Genomic DNA, 10,440 nt, shown 5'->3' on the forward strand with positions numbered 1-10,440 from the left:
ACTAGACTGTTTGACACCCACAAATCTTTCTATTTTTTTCTTCTTCTAGTATAACAAAAAAAGGGAAGAAGGCAAACTTCCCTGTTTAGTCATTGGATTGATTGTCTTCCCATTCGTGATAAGCAGCGTAGAGCTGGCTTTTGTTCCATTGGTAAATCTTTGCAACTTCCTTAATGGCCTGATTTTTCTTCATACCTTGATGAATGCGGTCCTGTATCTCAGAAAATAAATCCTCTTCATCCTTATCCTCTACTTCTTGACTAGCACCCTCTACAATGAGAAGACACTCGCCCTTAAGTGGTGTTTCAGAAATACTTTCTAGTAACTCTGTAATCTTACCTCGTTGGTATTCTTCATAAATCTTGGTCAATTCGCGAACCAGAACTACTGGACGGTCACCATAAACTTCTAGCATATTCTCCAGTGTATCCGCTACACGGTGAGGAGATTCATAGAAAATCTGGGTCTCTGGATAAGCTTTTTTCGCTTCGAAAAACTGCTTTTGCTGGCCTGATTTTCGTGGTAAGAAACCATAAAAAATGTGAGGTTGTGGTGCTAAGCCACTGGCAATCAAGGCAGAAATCCCTGCACTAGCTCCTGGAACTGTGACAACTGCGATATCTTCTTCAATGGCAGCCTTGACCAAATCATGCCCCGGGTCAGAAATACTAGGCATCCCTGCATCAGATACTTGGGCAAGATTTTGACCTTGTTTCAACAAACCAATCAAATCAGAAATTTTTTCCTTGGCATTATGTTCGTGAAAACTGATTTGCTTGGTTGAAATCTCAAAATGCTTGAGCAAAAGTCCCGTATTACGAGTATCTTCTGCCGCGATCCAGTCAACCTCTTTCAAGGTCTGAATGGAGCGAAAAGTCATATCATCTAGATTACCGATTGGCGTTGCGACTAGATAAAGCTTGCCGTAGGGAGTTTGTCCCTTAAAACTCTTTTGAATCTGCATACTTACTCCCTAAATAACAACTCATCACAAAACATACATTCTGCATCTTGCTCCCGACGTTGACCATAAAAGTCACGACAAACATGAAAACCATCCTCATAAATGCGACGGACATTTTCCCTTACATGTTTCGTTTTGGCTGGAGCTGTCTCCTCAACCTCTCCCAAACGTTCTCTCAGTTTATCATTTTCTAAACGAAGAGCTGTATTTTCCTCTACCAGACTCTTGAGATTTTTCTTGATAGCTTCAACGTCTGCCAAGGTTACCAACAATTGCTGTGAAAAGTCATCTAAAGCATCAAATAATTCTTTTTTATTCATTACAGCCCTTTCTATAATCTATCTTCACTTTAATTTTTTTGTAAAACCAGGTATTCCAAAGCGTTTTGAAAGCTAACATTGGCCCGCCACATTTTTCGAGTTTGGACGAGATTTTTCAAGATGTTCCGCGCAGAAACATTGAGAACCTCCTGGCCAGCTAATACCTCTAAAATCCTGAGCACTTGATCTTGCTTTTCTTTTTCATCAGCCAAACTCGTTAATTTTGCAACTTGCAAGTAAGATTCCTTTTTTGAGGCTAAAAGCCAAGAAAAGAGGCGTTCACTTTCATCTACTAGTGTCCAAAATCCTGCTTGATGGACAAGCTTATCAGCCTCTACCTGCGATTGACTAAACTGAGCTAATAGCTTGGCTTTATTTTTTACTAAACCAGCCTCTTCAAGCTGTGACATTAAACTAGAGACATGCTTCTTAAATTGGAAAATCTGTGTCCGACTTCGAATCGTTGGTAACATCTGTTCCTCATCATCAGTCAAAAAGAATATGTAGATTTCGCTCTGTGGTTCTTCAATAACCTTTAAAAGAGAATTTGCAGCGTTCACATGCATTTTTTCTGCTTGTTCGATAATAAAGACCTGCCGTTGGTTTTCAATACCAGACTGGGCAAATTGTCCAACTAATTCTCGGATACGCTCCGTCTTAATGACTTGATTCAAAGGTTTAATTATAGTCACATCAGGAAGCTCTTCCTGCTCGATCAATTTACAATTCCGACATTTTTCACAAGGAAAAATACCAGTTTTCTCACTACAAAAGAGACTTTTAGACAAGAAAAGGGCCATCTCTAAACTTCCAAAATTACCTGAAAAGAGATAGGCGTGATTGAGCTGCCCTTGCTCTAAGATATGAACAAATCGTTCAAATTGTAAAGGTTGACAAGCTCTTAATTGCTCTTGTTTCATCTCCTTAATCCCATCCTGTCAAAAAGTAGCTGCTGCGTGTTCGCAATCACTTGATCAAGTGGTAGGCTAGCATCAATTTTTACAATGCGGTCTGCTTCCTTTTCCAAAAGAGATAGATAACCCTGACGGACTTTTCGATGTAGATCCAGACCTTCCATGTCCAAACGATTGATCTCCCGATCACTGTTGGCAGCAATACGTGCCAGTCCCTCTTCGACCTCAATATCAAAATAAAGAGTCAAATCAGGTTTCAGTCCATCAGTCGCAAACTCATTAAGCCAATCAATCGCTTCTATATCTAAACCACGGCCAAATCCCTGATAGGCAACTGAACTGTCAATAAAGCGGTCCATAATAACCAGTTTTCCAGCTGCAAGTGCTGGTAAGACCTTTTCCACCAAGTGTTGTCGACGACTGGCAATATAGAGGAGAAGCTCCGTCTTAGGATCCATTTCAGTATGACTAGGATCTAGAATCACTTCACGAATCTTCTCTCCAATCAAAACCCCGCCTGGTTCACGAGTGCTTAAAACTTCTATTCCCTTATCCTCTAATATAGGGATTATGGCTTCAAGAACGCTTGTTTTCCCCGCTCCCTCTGGTCCCTCAAGAGAGACTAAAAATCCTTTTGACATGTCTGACTCATTTCTATTTTTCTCTCTTCTATTCTATCAAAAAAATAGGGATTTGTGAAAAGCTTTTTTCATTTCGCTCTTTGTAATAAAAAAGAGGTTGAGTTTTAACTCTCACCTCTTATTTGCCTAATTCTTGAGTTCTTTTGTAGGCTTGGTTGACAGCGTCCATAACGGTTCCTCTAAAAGCATGTTCTTCTAGACTTGCTACACCAGCAATGGTCGAACCACCTGGGCTACAAACTTGATCTTTCAAGACTCCAGGATGTTGCTGACTTTCTAGTACCATTTGACCTGCACCAACTACTGTTTGAGCCGCCATTTTCAGAGCCATTTCTCTTGGCAATCCTGTCTGAACTCCTGCATCCGCCAATGCTTCGATAAAAAGATAGACAAAGGCAGGCCCACAACCTGCAAGCCCTGTCGCAGCATCTATTAAACCATCACTTATTTCAACTAACTGGCCAGCCTTGGATAAAAGTTGACAAAAAAGTTCATTGTCTTCTGGATTACAATTTGCAGACAAGGCATAGCTAATCACTCCTCGACCAATAGCAACAGGTGTATTAGGCATGATGCGAATAATCCGGTGCTGACTTGGAAGAAGACTAGCGAGTTTTTCCAAGGTCAAACCAGCGGCCATAGAAATCAAAAGAAGACTTTCTCGTTTCTCAAGGATGGTCTGATATTGAGTAAGTAGTTCAGAGAATTGAGCTGGCTTCACTCCAAGAAAAATCACATCTGCTTCTGCAAAGATTTCGTCATTGCTAGAAGCCAGACCACCGAAGTTGGTAATAAAAGCATCCACCTTGGCTTGACTACGATTGGCAAGGAAAATCTGATGACCAGTTTTTGCTTGCAAGACAGCTTTAGCTAAGCTGGAACCCATATCCCCCAAGCCGATAAATCCAATCTTCATCTCTTACTCCCTTATCTGTCCATCACCAGTAACTACATATTTGTAGCTGGTCAATTCCTTCAAGCCCATTGGACCACGCGCATGTAGTTTCTGAGTAGAAATCCCCATTTCACAACCAAGACCAAATTGGCCTCCATCTGTGAAACGAGTTGAGGCATTGACATAAACCGCTGCAGAGTCTACTTGATCTGTAAAGTAAGTTGCAGCCTCAGCATTTTCTGTCACAATGGCGTCCGAATGATGGGTACTGTGGGCTTCAATATGCTCAACCGCTTCTTCTAAACTACTCACGACCTTAACCGCTAGGATATAGTCTAAAAACTCGGTGTCAAAGTCTTGGGCTTCAGCTGCTTGACCTGAAACAAACTGGCTTGCTTTGCTATCCAAGCGGAATTGAATTGGTTCCAACCCAGCTTCTTTTCGATCGGCAACCAGAACTTGCTCCAAGCGAGGAAGGAAGCTTGCTACCTTGTCTTCATGAACAAGTAGAACCTCCATGGCATTGCAAACAGAGGGACGACTAGTTTTAGCATTGTTGATGATAGACAGAGCCTTGTCTTCGTCTGCATCCTTATCCACATAGACATGGACAATCCCAGTCCCTGTCTCGATAACTGGCACAATAGCATTCTCAACGACAGCATCGATCAAGCCAGCCCCTCCACGAGGAATAAGAAGATCTAGATAGCCCTTGGCCTTCATCATGGCATAACTACTTTCACGGCTAGTATCTTCTACTAATTGAATGACATCTGGATGAATAGTGGTTGTCTCCAAGCCTTTTTTCAAGGCTGTGACAATAGCATGGGCAGTTTGGTAGGCATCCTTACCACTACGTAGGACCACAGCATTTCCACTCTTAAGAGCCAAAGCAGCTGCGTCAGACGTCACATTTGGACGGCTTTCATAGATAATACCGATAACACCCATGGCCACACGTTTTTTGGTGATAACCAAACCATTTTCAAGATGATTGGTTTCTAAAACTTCACCGATTGGATCTGGTAAAGCAACCACATCAAGAATGCCTGTTGCCATCGCTTGGATACGACTTGCATCCAAATAAAGACGATCGAGCATAACATCTGATATTTTCCCCTTAGCTGCTTCCATATCTCGAGCATTAGCTGATAAAATCTCTTCAGTAGCTGCTAATAAACTTTCAGCCATAGCTAGCAAGGCTTGGTTTTTCACCTCTTCACTAGCTGTGTTAATTGATTTTTTAACAGCTTGTACCAGTTCAAATTGTTCTTGTGTACTTACCATAGTTTACCTCTAAAATTCTGTAAAGAGTAGTTGGATTTCAGGAGTAATGGAAATCCAGTCATCACGGTGAATCAAGACACCCTTGGCTTTTTGAGAACGCAACATATCCTCCAAAGCAGATGCACCAAATTGCACACGCCCTTTTCCAAGTGATTTTCCACTTTCCTTGTCAAATACTGTCACGATATCACCGTAAGAAAAGGCGCCTTCTGCTTCAACGATACCAGATAAGAGAAGACTCTTTCCATGTTGAGAGAGAGCTTCTGCAGCCCCTTTATCAACCCAAATAGAACCTTGACTCTGAGCATAAAAGGCCAGCCATTGTTTTTGGGTACGAAGTCCCTTCTCTTGCGCAGCAAAGTAGGAACCATCCTTGGTCTTCTCTGCTGCCTCTATCATAGCATCAGCTTTCAAGGATGAACAAATATAAACAGGTACTCCTGACTCTGTCGCAATGGTCGCTGCCTTTATCTTAGTCAGCATACCTCCAGTTCCATTAGATGAACCTGCTTCGCCAGCCATATCGATAATTTCACGATTGATGGTCTCGATTCGCTCCAAGCGTTTAGCTCTTGGATCCGAGTTAGGATTACCAGTATAAAGACCGTCTACATCTGTTAAGAGAACCAAAAGATCTGCCTGCACCATTGCAGCTACCTGAGCACTGAGCGTATCATTATCCCCGACCTTGAGCTCATCAATAACGACACTGTCATTTTCATTGATAATAGGAATTGCACCACGATTAAGAAGGACTGATAAAGCTTGATGGGCATTTTTATAACGTCGCTTATCGACAAAATCATCCTGAGTTAGCAAGATTTGCGCTGAAACAATCTGTCTTAAGAGCAAATTTGTTGTATATTCTTCCAGAAGCAATCCTTGACCAACCGCCGCTGAAGCCTGCTTATCCGCAATCTTTGTCGGTCGTTTCTTAAATCCCAAGGCTCCAAAACCTGCCGCAATAGCCCCCGAAGATACTAAAATCAGCTCATGACCAGCTTCATGTAGCATTGCAAGCTGCTGTGTAATTGCTTTTACTTTACTGCGAGATAAACTTCCATCTTTATGAGTCAAAGATGAAGTCCCCACTTTAAATACGATACGCTTGTACTTCATATTTCTCTCCAAATTTAATATTTAACCATTTTACCATGATTTTATGAAATTGTAAAAAAGGAACTCTCTCACTTTTGATCGAAAAAAAAGAACCTTGCAAAGCAAGATTCTTTTAGTGTCTGACTTAAATAATTGTTCTTCTGGGAACTAAATCGAATTAAGCTTCGATTTCTGTAACCATACCTGAACCAACAGTACGTCCACCCTCACGGATAGAGAATGTAGTACCTTGTTCTACGGCGATTGGGTGGATCAACTCAACGTCGATTGTCACGTTATCACCTGGCATTACCATTTCAGTACCTGCTGGAAGTTCGATTGAACCTGTAACGTCAGTAGTACGGAAGTAGAATTGTGGGCGGTAGTTGTTGAAGAATGGAGTGTGACGTCCTCCTTCTTCTTTAGTAAGGATGTAAACTTCACCTTTGAATTTAGTGTGTGGGTTGATTGAACCTGGTTTAGCGATAACTTGTCCACGTTCGATTTCATCACGTTGAACACCACGAAGAAGGACACCTACGTTATCTCCTGCAAGACCTTCGTCAAGTTGTTTACGGAACATTTCAACACCAGTAACAACTGCTTTTTTAGTTTCTTCTTTGATACCAACGATTTCGATTTCGTCGTTGACACGAACAGTACCACGGTCGATACGTCCTGAAGCAACTGTACCACGTCCAGTGATTGAGAATACGTCTTCGACTGGAAGAAGCAATGGTTTGTCAGTGTCACGTTCTGGTTCTGGAATGTACTCATCAACAGTGTTCATCAATTCCATGATGATATCTTCGTATTTAGAGTCACCTTCAAGAGCTTTAAGAGCTGAACCTTGGATAACTGGAAGATCGTCACCTGGGAAGTCGTATTCTGAAAGAAGGTCACGGATTTCCATTTCAACCAATTCAAGCAATTCTTCGTCGTCAACCAAGTCGATCTTGTTCATGAAGACGATAAGGTGTTTAACTCCAACCTGACGTGAAAGAAGGATGTGCTCACGAGTTTGTGGCATTGGTCCGTCAGTTGAAGCTACTACAAGGATAGCTCCGTCCATTTGAGCGGCACCAGTGATCATGTTTTTAACGTAGTCCGCGTGTCCTGGAGCGTCGATGTGAGCGTAGTGACGTTTTTCAGTTTCGTACTCAACGTGCGCAGTGTTGATTGTGATACCGCGTTCGCGTTCTTCTGGAGCAGCATCGATAGACGCATAGTCTTTAGGTTGGTTAACTGCTGAAGGCAAGCGACGTGCCAAAACAGTTGTGATAGCTGCAGTTAGGGTAGTTTTACCGTGGTCAACGTGTCCGATAGTACCAATGTTAACGTGTGGTTTACTACGATCGTATTTTTCTTTTGCCATTTGAGTAAAAGCCTCCAATAAAATATATTTTATAGATAGACAGTAGGCAATACAGTCTAACTTTCCTTACTATTTTATCAAATTTCAGCTAAATTGCAAGTGTTTTACAAAGTTTTTGTGAATTATTCTTATTCTTGCTCTACTTCCTCTACCAATTTATTTAAAATATCTATAAATAGGCTTATTTTAGCAAAAAGCGATAGACCATAAATCAATAACCCAAGTCTGAATTGCCTATTTCCAACCTCGAAAGACTTCAATCATTCAGTTGTTTATAAAAAATTATGTATAGAAAAATTAAAGTTTTATCATAAGAGATTTGAGAGTTTAAAACCAATAAAAAGTTTAATCAACTACAGCGCCAAAGATACAATGATAAAAAAAGATATCGGAATCTTTTATCCCGACATCTTTATTCTGATTGATGTTTTTTGACTTCTTGTGCTTCCTTATGATTTTCATACAGTCGCGCTAAGAATTTAGCAATCTCTTTTAAAATGGAGTAGGTTGGAACAGCAACAATCATCCCAATCACACCATAAATATTACTTGATAATAAAAGCAAGACTAAAATAGTAATCGGGTGAACCTTCATAACCCCACCCACAATACGTGGATATAAAATATTTCCATCAACTTGCTGAATAATCAACATATAAATGACAGCAATAATCATTTTATGAGGATCGGTGAAGAGATTTGAGATGATCATTGGAATCAAGCCAATGCTTGGTCCTACATACGGAATCAAATTAGCCAATCCAGAAAAAATGGCGAAGACCAAGGCGTATCTTAGACCAATCACACTATAACCAATAAAAGCTAAACATCCAATAATAACTGCATCTATAGACACTCCACTAATGTAACGAGAAATAGTTGTATTTAGGTTTGTCAATAAACCAGATATGTTCAATTTATCTCGTTTTAATACAGTTCTTTCTAGCATGGGTAAAAATTTATGCCCATCAAGTAAGAAGTAAATCAAGAAAACTGGTGTCATGATGATAATCAATACAGTGCTTACGAGTGCAGATAGAACACTTCCAACACTATTTGTCACACTGTTCAAGATATTTTGCAAAATATCAACATAAGAGAGGTTCAGTTGCTGAATAGTTTGTTGGATATCTAGATTTTGCAGGGCTGGATGTTTTGATAACTCAATGACTAAATCTTGAAGACGACCGTAAATGTTTTGACTCGAGTAAATTAAGCTACTTAACTGATTAATCAAAATCGGCAGCAGATAAACAAAACTAAGTACGAGTGCACAAACTAAGGCACAAAGGGTTAACAAAATCCCAATGATTCGATTGATTTTGCATTCCTTCTCTAAAAAGATAACAATTGGGTTGGTTAGATAATACAAAAATCCTCCCAGTAAAAAAGGAATCATGATTGTATTTGCAACACTGACAAAGGGTGTAATAATAGCACCCATTTCTTTCCATAGATAGAAAATTAAGGTTATTAGTAGAATTTCAGTTGTCCAGAAGAATAGTTTGTTTCTCCGAAACATAGGCCACCTCCTCTTTTCCCTATTTTACCATATTTCGAAAAAGATTGATAACTTTCATCACAAAAACAAGAATATCTTTTGTCTTTGTGATAGAATAAAGTTACTATGAAGAAATTATTTTTAACCTTAATCACATTATTTTTATTCGGTTCGGCTACAACTGTTTCGGCCCAGGATTTTGATGTAGCTGCAAAACATGCTATTGCTGTTGAGGCTAACAGTGGAAAGATTTTATATGAAAAAGATGCTACTCAACCTGTTGAAATAGCTTCTATCAGTAAAATCCTCACTGTTTATCTAGTCTATGAAGCCTTGGAACAAGGGAAAATCACCCTTTCTACTCCTGTAGAAATCTCAGATTATCCCTACCAGCTCACTACCAATTCTGAAGCGAGTAACGTTCCCATGGAAGCTAGAAATTACACTGTTGAAGAGTTATTAGAAGCTACTTTAGTATCTAGTGCGAACAGTGCTGCTATCGCTTTAGCTGAAAAAATTGCCGGTTCTGAGAAGGACTTTGTAGATATGATGAAGGCCAAACTACAAGAATGGGGAATTCAAGATGCTACACTCGTCAACACAACTGGGCTCAATAATGAAACTCTTGGCACTAATATCTATCCTGGTTCAAAGAAAGATGATGAAAACAAATTGAGCGCTTATGATGTTGCTGTCGTAGCTCGTAATCTGATTCTCAAATATCCTCAGGTCTTAGAGATTACCAAGAAACCTTCATCTACTTTCGCAGGAATGACCATTAATTCAACAAACTATATGTTGGAAGGAATGCCTGCCTATCGTGGTGGTGTTGATGGACTTAAAACTGGTACGACTGATAAAGCTGGAGCATCCTTTGTAGGTACGACTGTAGAAAAAGGAATGCGTATTATCACTGTTGTCTTAAACGCTGACAACCAAGATACTAATCCATATGCACGCTTCACAGCTACTTCTTCTATTTTAGATTACATCTCATCAAACTTTTCTCTACAGACAATCGTCAAGCAAGGAGAAAGTTATGAAGATAGTAAATCACCTGTATTAGATGGGAAGGAAGATACTGTTACGGCTGTTGCAAAAGAAGATATCAAAATCGTTCAACGTCTTGGTAGTCGTACACAATCAACTATTACTTACACAGCGGACACGACTGAACACACTGCTCCACTAGAGGCAGGAACTGTCGTTGGACATTTGACTTATGAAGACAAGGATCTAGTTGGTCAAGGATACATTACAACTGACAAACCGAGTTTTGAGATGGTCGCAGAAAAAAATGTCGAAAAAGCCTTCTTCTTAAAAATTTGGTGGAATCGCTTTGTTCGATTTGTTAATGAAAAATTATAAAAAGAGGTTGGGACAAAAGTCCTAGCCTCTCAATTGTATTTGAATTGTCGAGCAAGACGCAGTGGTTGAGTGGGCTC

The 10,440-nt window shown here is 40.0% G+C and carries 10 protein-coding genes; 1 reads left to right on the top strand and 9 read right to left on the bottom strand.

Features of this window, described 5'->3' with window-relative positions:
* Positions 1-85: 85 nt before the first annotated feature.
* The 9 genes from rsmI to HMPREF2837_RS00495 form a co-directional block, all read right to left on the bottom strand.
* Positions 86-964: a 16S rRNA (cytidine(1402)-2'-O)-methyltransferase gene (rsmI, locus tag HMPREF2837_RS00455; protein ID WP_075230503.1), complete on the bottom strand. Its 879-nt coding sequence runs from the start codon at positions 962-964 to the stop codon at positions 86-88.
* Between the two features lie 2 nt (positions 965-966).
* Positions 967-1,284 (bottom strand): DNA replication initiation control protein YabA, encoded by a 318-nt coding sequence (yabA, locus tag HMPREF2837_RS00460; protein ID WP_001034369.1) that lies wholly within the window; start codon positions 1,282-1,284, stop codon positions 967-969.
* Positions 1,285-1,313: 29 nt separating this feature from the next.
* Positions 1,314-2,204 carry a DNA polymerase III subunit delta' gene (locus HMPREF2837_RS00465; RefSeq protein ID WP_049549313.1) on the bottom strand — a complete coding sequence of 297 codons (891 nt, stop codon included), beginning with the start codon at positions 2,202-2,204 and terminating at the stop codon, positions 1,314-1,316.
* Positions 2,201-2,839, bottom strand: coding sequence for a dTMP kinase (gene tmk / locus HMPREF2837_RS00470; protein WP_049549312.1), 639 nt, complete (start codon positions 2,837-2,839; stop codon positions 2,201-2,203). The genes HMPREF2837_RS00465 and tmk overlap by 4 nt, the downstream gene beginning before the upstream one ends.
* 118 nt (positions 2,840-2,957) lie before the next feature.
* The gene (gene proC / locus HMPREF2837_RS00475) at positions 2,958-3,755 is read right to left on the bottom strand and encodes a pyrroline-5-carboxylate reductase (protein WP_075230504.1); all 798 of its coding nucleotides are present in this window, start codon (positions 3,753-3,755) and stop codon (positions 2,958-2,960) included.
* A gap of 3 nt (positions 3,756-3,758) precedes the next feature.
* On the bottom strand, positions 3,759-5,021 hold the full coding sequence (locus HMPREF2837_RS00480; protein WP_049549310.1) for a glutamate-5-semialdehyde dehydrogenase: 1,263 nt from the start codon (positions 5,019-5,021) through the stop codon (positions 3,759-3,761).
* 9 nt (positions 5,022-5,030) lie between these two features.
* Positions 5,031-6,140: a glutamate 5-kinase gene (proB, locus tag HMPREF2837_RS00485; RefSeq protein WP_049549309.1), complete on the bottom strand. Its 1,110-nt coding sequence runs from the start codon at positions 6,138-6,140 to the stop codon at positions 5,031-5,033.
* Between the two features lie 157 nt (positions 6,141-6,297).
* Entirely contained in the window at positions 6,298-7,494 is a 1,197-nt protein-coding gene (gene tuf / locus HMPREF2837_RS00490) for an elongation factor Tu (RefSeq protein ID WP_001040718.1), read from the bottom strand.
* A gap of 412 nt (positions 7,495-7,906) precedes the next feature.
* A complete protein-coding gene (locus tag HMPREF2837_RS00495) occupies positions 7,907-9,016 on the bottom strand; it encodes an AI-2E family transporter (protein WP_049549308.1) in 1,110 nt (369 codons plus the stop codon).
* A gap of 105 nt (positions 9,017-9,121) precedes the next feature.
* Between HMPREF2837_RS00495 and pbp3 the strand changes: the two genes are divergently transcribed.
* Complete coding sequence (pbp3, locus tag HMPREF2837_RS00500) at positions 9,122-10,363, top strand: D-alanyl-D-alanine carboxypeptidase PBP3 (RefSeq protein WP_049549307.1); 1,242 nt, start codon at positions 9,122-9,124, stop codon at positions 10,361-10,363.
* Positions 10,364-10,440: the final 77 nt, after the last annotated feature.

Origin of the sequence: Streptococcus sp. HMSC071D03, from assembly GCF_001812125.1 — a bacterium.
GTDB classification, from domain to species: Bacteria; Bacillota; Bacilli; order Lactobacillales; family Streptococcaceae; genus Streptococcus; species Streptococcus pseudopneumoniae_N.

Bases quoted from the DNA above. Each gene is read 5' to 3' on its own strand.
- rsmI (WP_075230503.1), bottom strand. From the start codon at position 964: ATGCAGATTCAAAAGAGTTTTAAGGGACAAACTCCCTACGGCAAGCTT.
- yabA (WP_001034369.1), bottom strand. From the start codon at position 1,284: ATGAATAAAAAAGAATTATTTGATGCTTTAGATGACTTTTCACAGCAA.
- HMPREF2837_RS00465 (WP_049549313.1), bottom strand. From the start codon at position 2,204: ATGAAACAAGAGCAATTAAGAGCTTGTCAACCTTTACAATTTGAACGA.
- tmk (WP_049549312.1), bottom strand. From the start codon at position 2,839: ATGTCAAAAGGATTTTTAGTCTCTCTTGAGGGACCAGAGGGAGCGGGG.
- proC (WP_075230504.1), bottom strand. From the start codon at position 3,755: ATGAAGATTGGATTTATCGGCTTGGGGGATATGGGTTCCAGCTTAGCT.
- HMPREF2837_RS00480 (WP_049549310.1), bottom strand. From the start codon at position 5,021: ATGGTAAGTACACAAGAACAATTTGAACTGGTACAAGCTGTTAAAAAA.
- proB (WP_049549309.1), bottom strand. From the start codon at position 6,140: ATGAAGTACAAGCGTATCGTATTTAAAGTGGGGACTTCATCTTTGACT.
- tuf (WP_001040718.1), bottom strand. From the start codon at position 7,494: ATGGCAAAAGAAAAATACGATCGTAGTAAACCACACGTTAACATTGGT.
- HMPREF2837_RS00495 (WP_049549308.1), bottom strand. From the start codon at position 9,016: ATGTTTCGGAGAAACAAACTATTCTTCTGGACAACTGAAATTCTACTA.
- pbp3 (WP_049549307.1), top strand. From the start codon at position 9,122: ATGAAGAAATTATTTTTAACCTTAATCACATTATTTTTATTCGGTTCG.